At 71.4% G+C, this 19018-nt stretch carries 10 protein-coding genes; 2 read left to right on the top strand and 8 right to left on the bottom strand.

Going from position 1 to position 19018, the window contains the following annotated elements; translation table 11 throughout:
- The first annotated feature begins 57 nt into the window (after window positions 1-57).
- Window positions 58-855: an SDR family NAD(P)-dependent oxidoreductase gene (locus LO772_RS23945; protein WP_231774088.1), complete on the top strand. Its 798-nt coding sequence runs from the start codon at window positions 58-60 to the stop codon at window positions 853-855.
- Between the two features lie 114 nt (window positions 856-969).
- On the opposite strand, the gene LO772_RS23940 is transcribed toward LO772_RS23945, so the two are convergent.
- The 8 genes from LO772_RS23940 to LO772_RS23905 all read right to left on the bottom strand — a co-directional run bounded on the left by LO772_RS23940 (window position 970) and on the right by LO772_RS23905 (window position 16101).
- Complete coding sequence (locus tag LO772_RS23940; RefSeq protein WP_231774087.1) at window positions 970-1338, bottom strand: helix-turn-helix domain-containing protein; 369 nt, start codon at window positions 1336-1338, stop codon at window positions 970-972.
- 198 nt (window positions 1339-1536) lie between these two features.
- Complete coding sequence (locus tag LO772_RS23935) at window positions 1537-2754, bottom strand: CinA family nicotinamide mononucleotide deamidase-related protein (RefSeq protein WP_231779694.1); 1218 nt, start codon at window positions 2752-2754, stop codon at window positions 1537-1539.
- Window positions 2755-2825: 71 nt separating this feature from the next.
- The gene (pgsA, locus tag LO772_RS23930; protein ID WP_443089466.1) at window positions 2826-3515 is read right to left on the bottom strand and encodes a CDP-diacylglycerol--glycerol-3-phosphate 3-phosphatidyltransferase; all 690 of its coding nucleotides are present in this window, start codon (window positions 3513-3515) and stop codon (window positions 2826-2828) included.
- A gap of 173 nt (window positions 3516-3688) precedes the next feature.
- On the bottom strand, window positions 3689-5293 hold the full coding sequence (gene rimO, locus LO772_RS23925) for a 30S ribosomal protein S12 methylthiotransferase RimO (RefSeq protein WP_231774085.1): 1605 nt from the start codon (window positions 5291-5293) through the stop codon (window positions 3689-3691).
- Between the two features lie 156 nt (window positions 5294-5449).
- Entirely contained in the window at window positions 5450-6214 is a 765-nt protein-coding gene (locus LO772_RS23920; protein ID WP_231774084.1) for a helix-turn-helix domain-containing protein, read from the bottom strand.
- Between the two features lie 137 nt (window positions 6215-6351).
- Complete coding sequence (locus LO772_RS23915; RefSeq protein WP_231774083.1) at window positions 6352-8928, bottom strand: DNA translocase FtsK; 2577 nt, start codon at window positions 8926-8928, stop codon at window positions 6352-6354.
- Between the two features lie 305 nt (window positions 8929-9233).
- Entirely contained in the window at window positions 9234-9938 is a 705-nt protein-coding gene (locus LO772_RS23910) for a response regulator (RefSeq protein WP_231774082.1), read from the bottom strand.
- A 358-nt stretch (window positions 9939-10296) separates the two neighbouring features.
- A complete protein-coding gene (locus LO772_RS23905; protein ID WP_231774081.1) occupies window positions 10297-16101 on the bottom strand; it encodes a HAMP domain-containing protein in 5805 nt (1934 codons plus the stop codon).
- A gap of 300 nt (window positions 16102-16401) precedes the next feature.
- Between LO772_RS23905 and LO772_RS23900 the strand changes: the two genes are divergently transcribed.
- Window positions 16402-18954: a SpoIIE family protein phosphatase gene (locus tag LO772_RS23900; RefSeq protein ID WP_231774080.1), complete on the top strand. Its 2553-nt coding sequence runs from the start codon at window positions 16402-16404 to the stop codon at window positions 18952-18954.
- Window positions 18955-19018: the final 64 nt, after the last annotated feature.

The following is a 19018-nucleotide window of genomic DNA, read 5'->3' as shown; positions in this document are numbered from 1 at the left end:
CTACCGTCCGCGAGTGGGTCCGGCGCCCCGGGTCCGGCACTCCGCGGGAGGTTGACCGTGCTGCGTACCGCCCTCGATCTGTCCGGCCGCGTGGCCGTCGTCACCGGTGCCGCGAGCGGCATCGGCCGCGGCAGCTGCGAAGTCCTCGCCGAACTCGGCGCGGCCGTCGTCTGCGCCGACATCGATCATCCGGGAGCCGAGGCCACCGCCGCGCTCATCGGCGCTGCCGGGGGCCGTGCCGTCGCGGCCGAGGTCGACACGGCGTCGGCGGCGTCCGTCGACGCCCTCGTCGCCCGGGTCGCCGCCGACTTCGGGCGCCTGGACGTGATGGCCAACATCGCCGGCATCATGCACACCAGCACCGTCGTCGACACGACCGACGAAGACCTGGACCGCGTCCTCGCCGTCAACTTCAAGGGCGCGTTCCACGGCTGCCGCGCCGCCGCCCGCGTGATGGTCCCGCAGGGCTCCGGCAGCATCGTCAACATGGCCTCCAGCGCGATCGACACCGCCGCCCCCGGCCTGCTGTGCTACGGCGCCGCCAAGGCCGCGATGATCCAGCTCACCAAGACCCTCGCCACCGAGGTCGGACCGCACGGCGTCCGCGTCAACGCGGTGGCTCCCGGCTGGACCGTCACGGGCATGACCGGACGGCACTGGACGGCCGAGGACGGCACCGAGGACCCCGAGCGCAAGGCCGCGACCACCGCGCCGATGGCGAGGCTGTCGCCGCTGCGGCGCGTCGGCGAGCCGCTGGACGTCGCCTACGCGGTCGCCTACCTGGCGTCCGACGCCGCCGCGTTCACGACAGGGCAGATCCTGCGCCCCAACGGCGGCGCGACGATGCCGTGGTGACGGCGCTCGGCCGGGCGCCGGTCGGACCCCCGGGAACGCGCGAGGGCGGCGCCGGATCCCTTCGGATCCGCACCGCCCTCGATACGCGCTGCGCCTCCACACCGTCACCGCGGGTCACGCGGCGACGACCACATCCACCTGGTTCGACGTGGAAACCGGCCCGGACGACGGACCCGGCACCCGGTCGGACGACGACGAGCCGACCGGCTCCAGCACCGGACGCGCCGTGAGCCCTTCGGTGTGCGCCAGCTCGGCGAGTGCCAGCTCGTCGCTGACCTCGCGGAGCACAATCGACATGCGTACGTCCAGCGCCTCACAAATCGCGGCGAGCAATTCGGACGACGCTTCCTTCTGACCGCGCTCGACCTCCGAGAGGTACCCGAGCGAGACCCGGGCCGCCGACGACACCTCGCGCAGGGTGCGGCCCTGGCGCTGGCGTTGCCGACGCAGCACGTCACCCAGCAGGCGACGAAGCAGAATCATCGGTCGCTCCCTCCTAGGACCGCGGCTGCAACGGACACAGCCCCACCGTACCCGGCCGACCTCGGCCGTGTACCGGGTCCGCCGCCCTGTTCACTGAGGGCGTGGAGCCTCACGGGCACGTCGGCACGCGAAACTGACGAAACATCACATTTGTCCGCTTCCCTACGTGTGCACCGCATCGCCGGCACAACCCCCCTCTCAGCCGGGAAATTCCCGGGTGTGCTCCCGCGGCAGCCCGAGAAGCGTGCGCCGCAGCAGTTCCAAGGCCCGCACGACGGTCAGCGTCCGGATCCTGTCGCGGTCGCCCGGCAGGCGGGCGGCGACCGCCACCGTGCCCTCCGGGCCCGCGACCGCGATGTGGACCTCACCGACCGGACGCCCGTCCTGCGGGTCCGGGCCGGCCACGCCGGTCGTGGCCACACCGTACGTACCCGACAACAGCGACCGCACACCCTCGGCCATTTCGCACGCCACCCGCGGATGCACGGCCCCTTCGTCGGCCAGCAGAGCCGCGTCGACGCCGAGCACCGACGCCTTGACATCGGTCGCGTACGCGGTCACCGAGCCACGGAACGCCGCCGAGACACCCGGCACCGCCACCAGCGCCGCGGCGAGCAGACCGCCGGTCAGCGACTCCGCGGCGGCCACCGTGGCACCGCGCTGCACCAACAACCGGGCAACGACCGAGGGAAGTGTCTTGGTTCCTTCCGCGTAGACGCAGTCGCCGAGCAGTTCGTACGCCCGCAGCGCCGCCGCGTCGACCGCCTCGCCGCCGCCGGACGCCGTCGACGTCAGCTTGACCCGCGTCTCCCCCGGCTCCGCGAGGTACGCCACCTCGACCGCGCCGGTCTGCGCCAGCTCCGTCTCCAGCGGTTCGAGGCAGCGCGCGACGATGCCCTCGCCGACGCCGACCGTGCGCAGCACCCGCTGGGCCCGCGGCGCCGGCGATCCGGAGCGGCGCAGCAGGTCGGGCAGCACCTGGTCGCCGACCATCGCGGCCATCTCGTGCGGCACCCCCGGTGTCGCGTACACGGCGGTGCCGCGGATGTCGATCCCCAGGCCCGGCGCGCTGCCGCGGTCGTTGGGGAGGACGCGCCCGCCCTCGGGGACGTCCGCCTGCTGGAGGCCGAGGCCGTTCAACTCGTGGCCCATGCTCGCGTAGCGCTCGCGCAGCCATTGCACGACCGCCTCGTCGCGGTGCAGCCCGACCCCGGCGACCCGGGCGAGGGCTTCACGCGTGCGGTCGTCGGAGGTCGGCCCGAGGCCGCCGGTGACCAGCACGGCATCGGCGCGGTCGACCGCGATGCGCAGCACGCCCACCAGCTCGTCGAGGCCGTCGCCGACGGTCGAGACGCCGACGACGCGCATTCCGGCGTCGGTGAGCAGGCGTCCGAGCCGGCTCGCGTTGGTGTTCACCACGTCGCCGATGAGCAGTTCGTCGCCCACCGCGACCAGTTCGACCTTCACCGTGCCCGCCCCCTGATCCGTTATCCGGCCCGTCCCGTGTCGGCCGGGTCGTGCGCGGCGTCCGCGGTGACCGGGGCCCCGCCCTCCTCGTCCGCTCCGTCCGCGGTGTCCCGGCCGCCCCGCAGGGCCTTGACCACGTAGTCCACCCCCGTGACCACGGTGGCGATCACCGCGACGGCCATGACCCACGCCCGGAACGACGCGAGCGGCCCGGTCATGACCAGGACGTACATCCCGATCGCGGTGCCTTGCAGCAGTGTCTTGAGCTTGCCCCCGCGGCTGGCCGGAATCACGCCGCGTTTGATCACCCAGAAGCGCATCAGCGTGATGCCGATCTCCCGGAAGAGGACGACGCCCGTCACCCACCACGGAAGGTCACCGAGCGCCGACAGTCCGATCAGTGCGGCGCCCATGAGCGCCTTGTCGGCGATCGGGTCGACGAGTTTGCCGAAGTCGGTGACGAGGCCGTGGCGGCGCGCCAGCATGCCGTCGAACCGGTCGCTGATGCTGGCGACCGCGAACGCCGCCCACGCGTACGCCCGCCACACCGGGTCGTGCCCGCCGTCCTGGACCAGCAGGTAGACGAACAGCGGGACGATGGCGATCCGCAGCATCGTCAGTATGTTGGCGGCGTTCCAGATGCTGACCGAGGTGGTGGGGTCGCCGAGCCGGTCGGGCTTGGGCGGGTGGTTGGCGGCGGCGGTGCGCACGGCCTCGACCGGGTGCGCGGACGCGGCGCGCACCGCCTCGGCGCGCTGGGCCGCCGCGGCCCGGACCGCCTCGGCCCGCAGCTGCGCCGCGGCGCGCACGGCTTCGGCACGTTGGGCGGCGGACCCGCGCGCCGCGTCCGACGCGCGGGCGGGGGGTGTGGGGAGGTCTTCGCTCACCGCGCGGGCCCCGACGACGCGGCGGCGGTGCGGTCGCGGGCGCCCGCGACGGGCCCGGGCACGGAAGCCTCCAGCTCCTCGGCGTACAGGTCGACGCCTTCGCTGCCGACGACGCGGGCGCGCACGAACGTCCCGACCGCGAGGTCGCGGCCGTGCAGCACCGTCAGCCCGTCGATCTCGGGGGCCTGGTGCGCGGCGCGGCCCTCGGCGGTCACCAGGCCGTCGTCGTCGACGCCGACGATCTCCTCGACCAGCACGGTGACTTCGCTGCCGACGCGTTCCTCCGCCCGCTGCGCGGTCAGCTCTTCGGCGAGACGGGAGACCCGGTCGAGCCGCCGGGCGACCTCCTCGTCGGGCAACTTGCCGTCGTATCCCGCCGCTTCGGTGCCCTCCTCGTCGGAGTAGCCGAAGACGCCGATGGCGTCGAGCCGGGCCTCGGTGAGGAAGCGCGTCAGCTCGTCGAGGTCTTCCTCGGTCTCCCCGGGGAACCCGACGATGAAGTTCGAACGCGCCCCCGCCTCGGGGGCTTCGGCACGGATCCGATCGAGGAGATCGATGAAGGCGCCCCGTGAGCCGAAACGGCGCATGCGGCGCAGCACCGGCTCGGCGGCGTGCTGGAAGGACAGGTCGAAGTAGGGCACGACGCGGTCGGTCCCGGTCAGCACGCCGATCAGGTCGGGGCGCATCTCGGCGGGCTGCAGGTAGTTGACCCGCACGCGCTCGATGCCGTCGACGGCCGCCAGCTCGGGCAGCAGGGCCTCAAGCAGGCGCAGGTCGCCGAGGTCCTTGCCGTACGACGTGGAGTTCTCGCTCACCAGCACGATCTCGCGGACTCCCTCGCCGGCGAGCCAGCGGACCTCGTCGACGACGTCGGTCGGGCGGCGGGAGAGGAACGAGCCGCGGAACGACGGGATCGCGCAGAACGAGCACCGCCGGTCGCATCCGGACGCGAGCTTGACGGACGCCACCGGCCCGCCGCCGAGACGCTTGCGGAGCGTCCGCGGCCCGGAGGCCGGGGCGACGCCCGAGGGCAGGTCGTCGGGTGACGACGCGCGGGCGGCGGCTCCGTGGCCGGGCACCGCACCGGCAGCGGCCTGGCGTTCGACGGGGCTGAGCGGGAGCAGCTTCCTGCGGTCGCGCGGCACGTGCGAGGTGTGCTTCTCCCCCGCGAGGATCGCGCGGAGGCGTCCGGCGATGTCCTCGTAGTCGTCGAAGCCGAGCACGGCGTCGGCCTCGGGCAGCGCGCCCGCGAGTTCGCCCCCGTAGCGCTCGGCCATGCAGCCGACCGCGACGACGGCCTGTGTGGGGCCGCCTTCCTTCTTGAGGTCGGCGGCTTCGAGCACGGTGTCGATGGAGTCCTTCTTCGCGGACTCCACGAATCCGCAGGTGTTGACCAGGACCACGGCCGCGTCGGCGGCGTCCTCGGTCAGCCGCCAGCCGTCGGCTTCGAGGCGCCCGGCCAACTCCTCGGAGTCGACCTCGTTGCGGGCGCAGCCGAGCGTGACCAACGCCACCGTCCGTCCGGCGCCGGCGGTGGTGGGGCCTGCTGCGGCGGCGTGGTCGACGGAACGCTCTTCGGAGGCGGTACGGGGGGCGGGCATGCCGGAAAGCCTACGTCAGGACACGGCGAACACCGGACGCGGGAACCGTTCCCGGACGCGATACGCGCGTATCGCACCCCGGGACGGTTCCCGCGTCCGCCCGCCACGGGGGTGATCGGCGATCGGCCGTGGGCCCCTCGCGTATTCGCGGACGTTTCAGCCCAGTTCGGGGTTGCCGGGGGTGAACGTCACACGTGCCACGGAACTTTTGGTGCTGGCCGGACCGATGTCCTTGCCGTTGACGTTGAGGTGGATCGCCTGGGCGTTGCCAATGACGAGCCTCAGCTCCTCGGGGTTGCTCCACTCCTTGTGCGCGCCCTTTTCGACGGTCCCCTCGAAGACCTTCTTCCCGTCGCCGTCGGTGACGCTGATCCAGCTCTTGCCGTCGACCGCGTCGGCGCGCACGGTCACCTGGTCGGGAGCCTGCGCGACGACTTGCTGCGTCGGGGGCGCGGCCGGCGGCGGGGGTGAAACGGCCGGTTCGGGGTTCGGCGGCGGGGGCGGGGCGCTGGTGGTGGTGGCGGCGTTTCCGCTGTCGTTGTCGTCGCCGCCGCCGACCCATTGGAAGATGACGAAAGCGAGGACGACAACGACCGCCGCGGCCATGGCCGCCGTCCAGTTCGGTGCGAGTTTGCGTTCGGGTTTGACCCGCTCTGGTTCGAAGATGACCGAGGGGCTGGGCGCGGGTGTGCCGCCCTTGGTCTCGTCGTATTCCGCGATCAGCGGGTCCGCGTCGACGCCGACCACGCGCGCGATGGACCTGATGTGGCCTCGGGCGTAGAAGTCGCCGCCGCAACCGGTGAAATCGTCATGCTCGATCGCCTCGACCAGGGTCTGCCTGATCCGCGTGACCTCACTCACCCGATCGACACTGAGCCCCGCGCTGATGCGGGCGTCGGCGAGAGTCTGACCGATGGACACGTATACGCCTCCGAGCGTGCAACCACTGCGGCGGAATTCAGTCTATGGGCGGCCGGAACGGCGGTCCGCGGCTCAACGCCGGCGAACACACGTTGTGGCTCAGCTGCAACACAAGATCGCGAGTGGATCCTTCATGTTCATTCCCCACGCAACGTTGTCATTACCTGATCGAGTTCATCGGGTTTGACCAACACGTCGCGTGCCTTGGACCCTTCGCTCGGACCGACGATGCCCCGCGACTCCATGAGGTCCATCAGCCGGCCCGCCTTGGCGAAGCCTACGCGCAACTTGCGCTGGAGCATCGACGTGGACCCGAACTGCGACGTGACCACCAACTCCGCGGCCTGGCACAGCAGATCCAGATCGTCGCCGATCTCCTCGTCGATCTGCTTCTTCGGCCCCTCGACGCCCGTGACGTCCTCGCGGTATTCCGGCCGCAGCTGCTCCTTGCAGTGCCCGACCACCGCGTCGATCTCGGCCTCGGTGACATACGCGCCCTGCATCCGGATCGGCTTGTTGGCCCCCATCGGCAGGAACAGGCCGTCGCCCTTGCCGATCAGCTTCTCGGCACCCGCCTGGTCGAGGATGACCCGGCTGTCGGCGAGCGAACTCGTCGCGAACGCCAGCCGGGACGGGACGTTGGCCTTGATCAGACCGGTCACCACGTCGACGCTCGGCCGCTGCGTCGCGAGCACGAGGTGGATCCCCGCGGCCCGGGCGAGCTGCGTGATGCGCACGATCGCGTCCTCGACGTCCCGCGGCGCCACCATCATCAGGTCGGCCAACTCGTCGACGATGACCAGCAGATAGGGGTACGGCGTCAGTTCGCGCTCGCTGCCGGGCGGCGTCTCCAACTTGCCGGACCGCAGCGCCCGGTTGAAGTCGTCGACGTGCCGGAACCCGAAGTTGGCCAGGTCGTCGTAGCGCATGTCCATTTCGCGCACGACCCACTGCAGTGCCTCCGCGGCGCGCTTCGGGTTGGTGATGATCGGCGTGATCAGGTGCGGAATGCCTTCGTACGCGGTGAGTTCGACGCGCTTCGGGTCGACCAGCACCAGCCGCACCTCGTCCGGCGTGGCCCGCATCATGATCGACGTGATCAGGCCGTTGATGCACGAGGACTTGCCCGCACCGGTCGCGCCGGCGACCAGAATGTGCGGCATCTTGGCGAGGTTCGCGACCACGAACCCGCCCTCGACGTCCTTGCCGAGCGCCACGAGCATCGGATGGCCGTCCCCGACCGCCTCGTCGGACAGCAGCACATCCGCCAGGTTGACCATCTCGCGGTCGGTGTTCGGGATCTCGATACCGACCGCGGACCGGCCGGGGATCGGGCTGATGATCCGGACGTCCGGGCTGGCCACCGCGTAGGCGATGTTCTTCGCGAGCGCGGTGATGCGCTCCACCTTGACCGCGGGCCCGAGTTCGACGACATACCGCGTCACGGTCGGGCCGCGCGTGAAACCCGTCACCCGGGCATCGACGTTGAACTGCTCGAACACCAGCGACAGTGCCGCGACCACGTCGTCGTTGGCCTGGCTGCGCGCCTTGCCCGGGCCGCCGCGCTCCAGCAGGTCGCTCCCCGGCAGGTGGTACGTGACCTCCCCGCCGGCGAACGTCAGTTGCTCGCTGCGCGGCGGGGCCGCCGAATGCGAGGGAGCGGACCGGGCCTCGCGTTCCGCGGCGGCCTTCTCGGCCTTGCGGCGCCGCGCGGAGGGCACGACCAGCGAACTCTCCCCGTCGAGCGCCGCCGCCGCGGCTGCGGCGACATCGATCGGATCCGGGCCGCCGGCCGCCGCCCCTTGGCGGCGCCGGGTGCGCGGGCGTCGGGCCGGTCCGTCGGACGGGTCGTCCGGCACGGCGTCGGCGGTGTCCGCGGCGGCCGGGCGACGGCGCTTCGGCCGGGCCGGCGGTTCCGACACCTCGCCGTACTCGTCGCCGTATTCGCCGTCGTCGAACCCGCCGTCGTAGTCCGCGTCTTCGTACGACTCCTCGCCGCCGGGGAAGCCGAGGTACGCGCGCAGCCGGCCCGGCGCGGCGGCGATCGGCGTCGCGGTGACCACCAGCAGTCCGAAGCAGATCACCAGCAGCAGAAGCGGTATGGCCGCCCAGCGCGTGAGGGAGTCCACGAACGGCACGGAGAACGCGCACCCGACCCATCCCCCGCCGCCGCGCATCGCGGTGGCTCCGTCGCTCGGATGGGGCGTACCCGAGCCGATGTGAATCAGCCCGAGCACCCCCGCGACGAGGGCGATGCTGCCGATGACGACGCGGCCGGTCGCGTCCTTGCGGTCGGGGTGCCGCAGCACCCGGACCGACAGCGCGGCGACCAGGAACGGGACGAGTACGTCGAGCCTGCCGACGAATCCGGCCACGACCGCGTCGACCGCGTCCCCGACCGGCCCGTTGACGTCCCCCCACGCACCGGCCGCGATGACGATGGAGAGCCCCAGCAGGGCCAGCCCCAATCCGTCGCGGCGGTGCGCGGGGTCGAGACCCCGGGCACCGTGGCCGATACTGCGGAAGAGCCCGCCGAGGGCGTGTGCCAGCCCGAGCCAGATGCCTTTGACGAGGCGGAAGACGATGTCGCCGGTCTTCTCGAACGCGCCTTGCTTGGGAGGAGGCGCGGGCGGCTGAGCCGACTTCTTGGCCGGAGCCTTCTTCTTCGCGGTCGCGCCGGTCCGGGCGCCTCCGCCGGAGGTGCGCGTGGCCATAAGGGCGAGGCTACCCTCCGGACGGGTGCGCCTCCCACGCCATCGGCCACTCATCGGCTCGTGTCGCAAACCGACGATGCGCCGATATGACGATCCGCACGGTTTGCCACGTATTGGCAGGGCCCCCGCGCGCGGTCGGGCACCGCGACGGCATGTCCGCGGGACCGCGGGCGGCGATCGCGCGAGGCCCCGCGCGCCGAGGCATCTCGCGCGGGCCGTTGATCAGCGGCCCCCGGAGGGCGGCGTGCGGCCGATCGGGTGTCCCGGTGGTCTGGGAGCGCGCCCCGTGCCCGCTCCGACGGTGGTCAGCCGGCGTCCGGAGGACGCCGCGCGGCCGGCGGGGCTCCCGTGCGCTCCGGGGTCGGCCCGCCGTGGCCGGCCGGAGCCGGGACCAGGGCGTCGAGCACCGCGCGTAGCCTGCCGACGCGGCTCAGCACCTGCTGGGCCGAGACGACCAGCGCGGGGTCTTCGTTCGACTCCAGCTGCTTCACCATGCCGTCGGCGCTCTCCTCCAGCGCGGCGAGGCGCGTGAAGAGCTCGCCGAGCACGTCGTTGCCCCGCGACTCGCCGGGCACGGCGTCGAGACGACCGCGCAACAGCGCGGCCTGTTCGCGCAGTTGGCAGTTCTTCTTGTAGAGGTCGACGAAAACCGCGACCTTCGCGCGCAGCACCCACGGGTCGAACGGCTTGGAGATGTAGTCGACCGCTCCCGCCGCGTACCCGCGGAAAGTGTGGTGCGGGCCGTGGTTGATCGCCGTGAGGAAGATGATCGGTATGTCGCGGGTCTTCTCGCGGCGCTTGATGTGCGCCGCGGTCTCGAAGCCGTCCATCCCGGGCATCTGCACGTCCAGCAGGATCACCGCGAACTCGTCGGTCAGCAGCGCCTTCAGCGCCTCCTCGCCCGAGTGCGCTCGGACGAGCGTCTGATCGAGCGCCGACAAAATCGCCTCGAGCGCGAGCAGGTTCTCCTGACGGTCATCGACCAGGAGGATCTTGGCCTTCTCCGTCATGGCCCACCCTCTTCGATCCGGCGACCCGGGCAGGCCCGCGTCCCGGTCGGCTCCACTCGTCTCTGGCTCAGTGCTCTGCCGCTTCGTACACACATGCTGGTCAAGGTTCGTGGTCGTCCCGGTCATGCTAGTGCTCCGCGGCGCACCACGGCAGGCGGTTCCGGAACCGTGACCGCACGGCGTAACCATGAGCCAACTTACGGTGTCGGAAGAGCCCCCACGAACCCTCCCATGGATTCAACCCCGTGGGCACCCCCGGAGTTCCCGGGCGGCGCCAACCGCCCGGAAAACCACCGTACTCTTCATCGGCCACCCGGATATACCGGACATGGACAACACCTGGGGCGCGCCCGCGGGGTCATTGGTCCAACCACGTGCGGATCAGCCCGAGCAGGTGCGAGGTGTCCACCGGCTTCGCGACATAGTCTGACATACCGGACGCGATGCTCTTGGCCTGGTCGCCCTTCATCGCCTGCGCGGTGAGCGCGATGATCGGCAGCCCCGCGTACTGCGGCATGCGCCGGATCGCCGCCGTCGTGGCGTAGCCGTCCATCTCCGGCATCATGATGTCCATCAGGACGATCCTGATGTCGACCTGCGACTGCAGCTTCTCGATGCCCTCGCGGCCGTTCTCGGCGTATGTGACGACCAGGCCGTGCTGCTCCAGCACGCTGGTGAGAGCGAACACATTGCGCACGTCGTCGTCGACGATCAGCACCTTCTCGCCGTGGAAAGTCCCCTCGAACGGGTGGACCGTCGGCTTGGGCTGCGCCTCCACCGCGGATGTGGCCTCCGTCACTATCCCGGCGAGCGCGTCGGGGGTCGAGACGCGGTGCAGCAGGGGGATCCGGCGGCGGTAGCCGCGAAGGCGGGCGGCCTCCGAACGGCTCGGGCGCGACGGCATGTTGACCAGCACCGGCACGTTGTCCAGGTCGGCGCGGTCCACCAGGGTGTCCAGCAGGCGCCACGCGCCGTCGTCGGCCAGGCGCAGGTCGACCACGATGCACCCGGGGACGAACAGCTCGATCGCCGCGGCGGCCTCGGCCGGTGTCGCGGCCGTGGCGACCTCGACCCGGTCGCCGAGCCCGGCGAGCGTGGTGACGATCGGCCCGCCTCCCGGCTGCGGCTCCTCGATGGCGAGGACCCGGCTCGGCACCGACTCGGCCTCAGGCAGCCGCGGCTCCGCCGCCGGAGGCGCGGCCGGCGGCAGCGCGCGCGGACCGGGCCGGTCGGCGTTCGCCTCCCCCGCGCTCTCCTGGCCGACCTGGCGCGCGAGCACGGCCCCCACGGGGGTGGTGTCGTCCTCGGCGAGGACGTTGTCGAGCGGCACGTAGAGCGTGAACGTGCTGCCGCGCCCGGGCTCGCTCTCGGCGTGGATCTCGCCGCCGAGCAGCCAGGCGATCTCGCGGCTGATCGACAACCCGAGGCCGGTGCCGCCGTAGCGGCGGCTCGTGGTGCCGTCCGCCTGCTGGAACGCCTCGAAGATGACCCGGAGCTTGTCCTCCGCGATACCGATCCCGGTGTCGACGACGGAGAAGGCGATCGCCTGGTCGGCGTGTTCGAGATCACCGCCGCGGACCGGGATGTCGTCCGTGATGCGGATCACCACCTCCACCGAGCCGGCGTCGGTGAACTTGACGGCGTTCGACAGGAGGTTGCGCAGCACCTGCTGGAGGCGCTGCTCGTCGGTGAAGAGCGTCGCGGGGACCTCGGGCGAGACGTGGACCGTGAAGTCCAGGCCCTTCTCGGCGGTCAGCGGCCGGATGGTCGCCTCGACGTAGTCCATGAGCTGCACGATCGCGATGCGGGCGGGACGGACGTCCATCTTGCCCGCCTGCACCTTCGACAGGTCCAGGATGTCGTTGATCAGCTGGAGCAGGTCCGATCCGGCCGCGTGGATCGTCTCGGAGAACTCGACCTGCTTGCGGGTCAGGTTGCCGTCGACGTTGTCGGCGAGCAGCTTCGCGAGGATCAGCAGGCTGTTGAGCGGCGTGCGCAGCTCGTGCGACATGTTCGCCAGGAACTCGGACTTGTAGCGCGACGACAACGCGAGCTGTTCGGCGCGCTCTTCGAGGACCTTGTGGGCGTGCTCGATCTCGTTCGTCTTGATCTCGATGTCGCGGTTCTGCCGCGCGAGCAGCGCCGCCTTGTCCTCCAGCTCCGCATTGGAGTGGCGCAACTCGCCCTGTTGGCGCTGGAGTTCCTCCGAACGCTCCTGAAGCTCCTCGGTGAGCCGCTGCGACTCGGCGAGCAGCATCTCGGTACGCGAGTTCGCCATGATCGTGTTGACCGTGACGCCGATCTGCTCGATGAGCTGTTCCAGGAAGTTGCGGTGCACCTGCGTGAACGCGCTGAACGACGCGAGTTCGAGGACGCCGAGCAGTTGGTCCTCGAACTGCACGGGCAGCACGACCACGTTGACGGGGGACGACTCGCCGAGCCCGGACGAGATCTTGATGTAGCCGGGCGGTGCCTGCTCGACCAGGATCGAGCGCTTCTCCAGCGCCGCCTGCCCGACGAGGGACTGGCCGAGCCGGAAGCGCGTGGGAGCGCCGCCGTTCTGGTAGCCGTAGCTGGCGATCAGGCGCAGTTCGATGCGGTCCTCGACGGTCGGCTCGGCGAGGAAGAACGCGCCGTGCTGTGCGGAGACCACCGGGGTCAGCTCGCTCATGATGAGCGCCGCGACCGCCATCAGGTCCCGGCGGCCCTGCATGAGGCCGGAGATGCGGGCCAGGTTGGTCTTGAGCCAGTCCTGCTCCTGGTTGGCCCGGGTGGTCTGGCCCAGGTTGGCGATCATCTGGTTGACGTTGTCCTTGAGCTCCAGAATCTCGCCGCGCGCGTCGACGTCGATCTGGAGCGTCAGGTCGCCGCGGGTCACCGCGGTGGCGACCTCGGCGATCGCCCGCACCTGCCGGGTCAGGTTGCCCGCCAGCTCGTTGACGTTCTCGGTGAGCTGCTTCCAGGTCCCCGAGACGCCCTCCACCTCGGCCTGGCCGCCGAGGATGCCGTCCGTCCCGACCTCGCGCGCGACGCGCGTCACCTCGCCGGCGAACGCCGAGAGCTGGTCGACCATCGTGTTGATCGTGGTCTTCAGCTCCAGAATCTCGCCGCGCGCGTCGACGGTGATCTTCTGCGACAGGTCACCGTCGGCGACCGCCGTGGTCACCTCGGCGATGCTGCGCACCTGGCCGGTCAGGTTGTCGGCCATCGAGTTGACGTTGTCGGTCAGGTCCTTCCACGTCCCGGACACGCCCGGCACGTGCGCCTGGCCGCCGAGGATGCCCTCGGTGCCGACCTCGCGCGCGACCCGCGTCACCTCGTCCGCGAACCAGCTGAGGGTGTCCACCATCGTGTTGATGGTGTTCTTGAGCTCGAGCACTTCGCCGCGCGCGTCGACGGTGATCTTCTGCGACAGGTCGCCTCCGGCGACCGCGGTGGCGACCTGGGCGATGTTGCGGACCTGGCTCGTCAGGTTGTTGCCCATCGAGTTGACGTTGTCGGTCAGGTCCTTCCACGTCCCGGACACGCCGCGCACGCGGGCCTGGCCGCCGAGGATGCCCTCGGTGCCGACCTCGCGCGCGACCCGCGTCACCTCGTCCGCGAAGGCCGACAGCTGGTCGACCATCGTGTTGATGGTGTCCTTCAGCTCCAGGATCTCGCCGCGCGCGTCGACCATGATCTTCTGCGTCAGGTCGCCCCGGGCCACCGCCGTGGTCACCTCGGCGATGCTGCGCACCTGACCCGTCAGGTTGCTCGCCATGACGTTGACGGACTCGGTGAGGTCCTTCCACGTCCCCAGGACGCCCTTGACGTCCGCCTGGCCGCCGAGACGGCCCTCGGTGCCGACCTCGCGGGCGACGCGCGTCACCTCGCCGGCGAACGCCGACAGCTGCTCGACCATCGTGTTGATCGTCGTCTTCAGCTCGAGGATCTCGCCGCGCGCGTCGACGGTGATCTTCTGCGACAGGTCGCCGCGTACGACGGCGTTGGCGACCTGCGCGATGCTGCGCACCTGGCCCGTGAGGTTGCCGGCCATGAAGTTCACCGAGTAGGTCAGGTCGCGCCATACGCCGCCGAGGCCGAGGACCTGCGCCTGCCCGCCGAGGATGCCCTCGGTGCCCACCTCGCGGGCGACGCGCGTCACCTCGGACGCGAACGCCGACAACTGATCGACCATCGTGTTCACGGTGTTCTTGAGTTCGAGGATCTCGCCGCGGGCGTCGACGTCGATCTTCTTCGACAGGTCGCCGCGCGCGACCGCCGTGGTGACGTCGGCGATGTTGCGGACCTGGCCGGTCAGGTTGCCGGCCATGAAGTTCACCGAATCGGTCAGGTCGAGCCACACACCGGCGACCCCCGGGACGACGCGCGCCTGCCCGCCGAGGATGCCGTCGCTGCCGACCTCACGGGCGACACGCGTCACCTCCGACGCGAACGCCGACAACTGATCGACCATCGTGTTCACGGTCTCCTTCAGCTCCAGCATCTCGCCGGACACGTCGACCGTGATCTTCTGCGACAGGTCACCGCGGGCGACCGCGGTGGAGACTTCGGCGATGTTGCGGACCTGGCCGGTCAGGTTGCCGGCCATGAAGTTCACCGAATCGGTGAGGTCCTTCCACGTCCCGGCGACCCCGGGCACCTGGGCCTGGCCGCCGAGGATGCCGTCGCTGCCGACCTCGCGGGCGACGCGCGTCACCTCGGACGCGAACGCCGACAACTGGTCGACCATCGTGTTGACGGTGTTCTTGAGCTCCAGCATCTCGCCGGACACGTCGACCGTGATCTTCTGCGACAGATCGCCCTGCGCGACCGCGGTGGTGACCTGCGCGATGTCACGCACCTGCGCGGTCAGGTTGAAGAACGCGGTGTTCACCGAGTCGGTCAGGTCGTTCCAGATGCCCGCGCCCCCCGGGACCTGCGCCTGCACGCCGAGCCGGCCCTCGAACCCGACCTCGCTGGCCACCCGCGTCACCTCGGACGCGAACGTGCGCAGCGTCCCGGTCATCGAGTTGATCGTCTCGGCGAGCTGGGCCATCTCGCCGCGCGCCGAGACCATGATCGTCTGGGACAGGTCGCCGTACGCCACCGCGGTGGTCACCTGGGTGATGTCGCGCACCTGGGCGGTGAGGTTGCCCGCCATGGTGTTGACGGAGTCGGTGAGGTCCTTCCAGGTGCCGGCGACCCCGGGCACCCGGGCCTGGCCGCCGAGGCGGCCCTCGGTGCCCACCTCGCGGGCGACCCGCGTCACCTCCGACGCGAAGCCGGACAACTGGTCGACCATCGTGTTGACGGTGTTCTTGAGCTCCAGCATCTCGCCGGCGACCTCGACGGTCACCTTGCGCCCGAGATCGCCCCTCGCCACCGCGGTGGTCACCAGCGCGATGTCGCGGACCTGGAGCGTCAGCCGGCTCGCCATCGTGTTGACGGACTCGGTGAGGTCCTTCCAGCTCCCGGTCACGCCCCGGACCTGCGCCTGCCCGCCGAGCTTGCCCTCGGTGCCCACCTCGCGGGCCACGCGCGTCACCTCGTCGGCGAACGCCGACAGTTGGTCGACCAGGCCGTTGACAGTGCGGCCCATGTGCCGGAACTCACCGCGCAGCGGCTGCTCGCCGATCCGCTGGTCCATGCGCTGGGACAGGTCGCCCTCGGCGACCGCGGCGAGGACGCGGCCGACCTCGACGGTCGGGCGCACCAGGTCGTCCACGAGGGCGTTGGCCGCGTCGAAGCTCGTCGCCCACGCGCCCTCGCCCGGCCCGGGGACGAAGCGCTCGCTCAGCTTCCCCTCGCGGCCCACCACGCGGCGCACGCGGGCCAGCTCGGCGGCCAGGTGCTGGTTGCGGTCCACGACGTCGTTGAACACCGCGGCGATCTCGCTCATGATCCCGTTGCCGGACACCGTGAGCCGACGGCGGAAATTGCCGTCGCGGACGGCGGTGAGCGCGTCGAGGAGTTGCCGCAGCTCGCGCTCTTCGTCCCGGCTCGAACGGGACTTCCCGCCACGCGCCGCGGCCTCCCCCCGTGGGGTGCTTCCACCCGCATTCGGGGCGTCGGCACGTCGGGTGCCCTTGCCCGATGCCTTGGGCCCGGTCCCGGCCGCGGACTTCGCCGCACCCTTCGCCGCCGTCGCGGCGCGTCCGTCCCGCTGGGAAGCGTTCGCCATATCGAAAATTCCTCCACCCGGCCCCGGCACCCGCCCTGCTCGTCCCGGTTCGTCGGCCCGGAGCGAGGCGTTCGCCGCTGATGGACGCAAGTCTTCCACCATCGCGTCGAACGCACTGCGGAGTCCGCGGGCCCGATGCGCCCACGCACGGGGCAATGTTGTCCCGGGCCTGCTCCCCCGACACGCGGAACCGGTAATGTGCGGAGCTGCCATGAGACCGCCTCGCACACGGCAGGAGAACGAGAAAGGCAGCGCGGTCACGCCACCGCAGCCACCGCACGACGCAGGATGCGGGAGTGTATGGATCCGGAAAGCGAAATGGTCGTCACCGCGAGAGTAAGCGCTGCGTTCGCCCCCGAGGGCCGGTCGGTGGCCGCCGCGCGTTCGTTCGTCCGGCAGACCCTGACCGAGTGGGACGCGATAGCGGTCGTCGACGACGCGGTGCTCCTGGTCAGCGAGCTGGTGACCAACGCGATCGTGCACGCGGGAACCGCGACCGAGGTCTCGTGCGTGCGCTACGACGGCGCGGTGCAGATCGAGGTCGTCGACCGCTACCCGACCCTGGAACTGCCGGCCTCCGTCGGGGCGTTCGACAGCGACGACGAGAGCGGGCGCGGCCTGTTCCTCTCCGCGTCGATCGCCGCCGCGTGGGGCGTCGAGTACACGAAATCGGTCAAGCAGGTCTGGTTCCGGCTCGATCTGCCGGACGGTGGTTCGAGCACCAGCCTCGCGGGCCCGACGCTGCCGACGCATGTGCTGCCCGGCGCGGACACCCCGGTGCGGGTCGCGGTCGTGCACGCCGACGCCCACCAGCGCGTCACGCACTGGAACGTCGACGCCGCCGATCTGTTCGGGCGCTCGGCCCAGGAAGCCGTCGGGATGCGGCTCTCCGAACTGGTCGACTGGCCGCACACCCCCGACGTCTCGGACACCGACCTGCCTTTCGCCGCGATGCTCGAACTCTCGCGCTGGCAGGGCATGTACGACATCCGGCACGGCGAGGGGCGGCCGGTGCGCGTGTTCGCCTCGCACGTCCGCCTGCGTGACGCCTCGGACAATCCGTCGCTGGTCCTGCTCGCGGTCCCGGCACGCGCTCGGGCCGTGCTGGAGAACCGCGCCGCCGCGGCGGCCGGACGCACCCCCGTGCCGCCGCCGACCGACAGCGAATGGGACGGCCTCGAAGGCCCCGGGCGCTCCGGTCTCGACGAACTCCTGCAACGCGCCATCGAGCGCGCCCGCGACCTGCTCGACGGCGACGCCGCGTTCGTCCTCATCGCAACCGACGACGAGAGCGAGATGGAGGTACGCGCCACCACCGGCCTGGGCGGAAGCCACCAGCGGTACGCCCGTGTCCCCGTCGACAACGCGGCCGGCCGGTTCGGCACGGCACGCATGCCGGCCGTCCACGACGACGCCGACGCGGTGCGCGGCGCCGTCCCGCTCCTCGCCGACACGGGCATGCGCTCCGCGGTGACCGCTCCGCTGAAGGTGGAGGGCCGGCTCACCGGGACGCTCGGCGTCGCGTCGGAGTCGAGCACGCACTTCGACAACGACGCGGCGGCCCGGCTGCAGCGCGCCGCCGACCGGATCTCGCTGTCCGTGGAGAGCGCCAGGCTCTCCGAGCTCGAACGCGTCCGCCGAGGCTCGCTCTCCTTCCTGGCCGAGGCCTCGGACCTCCTCGCGGGAACGCTCGATCCCGAGATGACGCTGGCGATGGTCGCCCAGATCGTCGTCCCGCGCCTGGCGACCTGGTGTGCCGTACACACCGTGGCCGAGGGGCAGGAACCGGTGCTGAGCTGCGTCTGGCACACCGACGAAAGCCGGATCGACGACCTGCGCGACCTCCTCAACAAGACCGATCCGCCGCGCGGCCACGCCACTCCCGGCGCACGCCCCTGGCCCGGCCTGCGCCGGCTGGGGCCGGAAGCGGCGACCCAGCACGAGGACCTGGTCACCGGCGAGACCGTCTCGCTGCCGCTCGTCGCGCGCGGGCGTGGCATCGGCATGCTCACCCTCGGGAACTCGGCGGGCGAGCGCTTCCGGCGCGAAACCCTCGAACTCGCCGAGGATCTCTCCCGGCGCGCGGCCCTGGCGATGGACAACGCGCGCCTCTACTCCGAGCGCAGCGCCACCAGCCAGGCCCTGCAGCGCAGCCTCCTGCCGCCGGAACTGCCGCGCGTCCCGGGCCTCGACATCGAGGTGGTGTACCAGGCGTCCGGTGAGAGCAACGAAGTCGGGGGCGACTTCTACGACTTGTTCACCATCCGGCCCGACCTGTGGGGCTTCGCGATCGGCGACGTCTGCGGCACCGGGCCCGAGGCCGCCGCCGTCACCGGGCTCGCCCGCCAGGCGCTGCGGCTCCTGGCCGGCGAGGGCATGACCATCCCCGCCGTCCTCCAGCGCCTCAACACCGCGATCCTCGACGAAGGGCCGCGAAGCCGTTTCCTGACGCTTCTGCACGGCCACATCTCGCACCGGGACGCGGGCGGGATCCGCCTCGACCTCGTGTCGGCCGGACATCCGCTCCCCTTGCGCCTGCGTCCCGACGGCCAGGTGGAGCAGGTCGCCACACCGCAACCGCTGCTCGGCGTCCTCGACGAGGTGGACCTGGAATCCGAGACCGTCGACCTCGATCCGGGCGACGTGCTGCTGTGCGTCACCGACGGTGTCACCGAGCGCCGTGAGGGCGCCCGCATGCTCGGTGACGAAGGCCTGGCCACGGTCCTCGCCGGATGCACGGGCATGACCGCCGGCGCGGTGGCCGCGCGCGTCCACCGCGCGGTGGAGGCCTTCGCCGCCGAACCGGCCCGCGACGACATGGCGATCCTGGTGCTCCGGGTCGCCGACCGCTGACAGCCGCGGGTTCCCGGGAACCGGGCGTCCGGGAACGGGTCCGGCGGTACGGGGTGCCCCCGGC

Origin of the sequence: Yinghuangia sp. ASG 101, assembly GCF_021165735.1 — a bacterium.
In the GTDB taxonomy this organism is placed as follows: Bacteria; Actinomycetota; Actinomycetes; order Streptomycetales; family Streptomycetaceae; genus Yinghuangia.
This window is presented reverse-complemented; position numbering and strand designations above follow the sequence as displayed.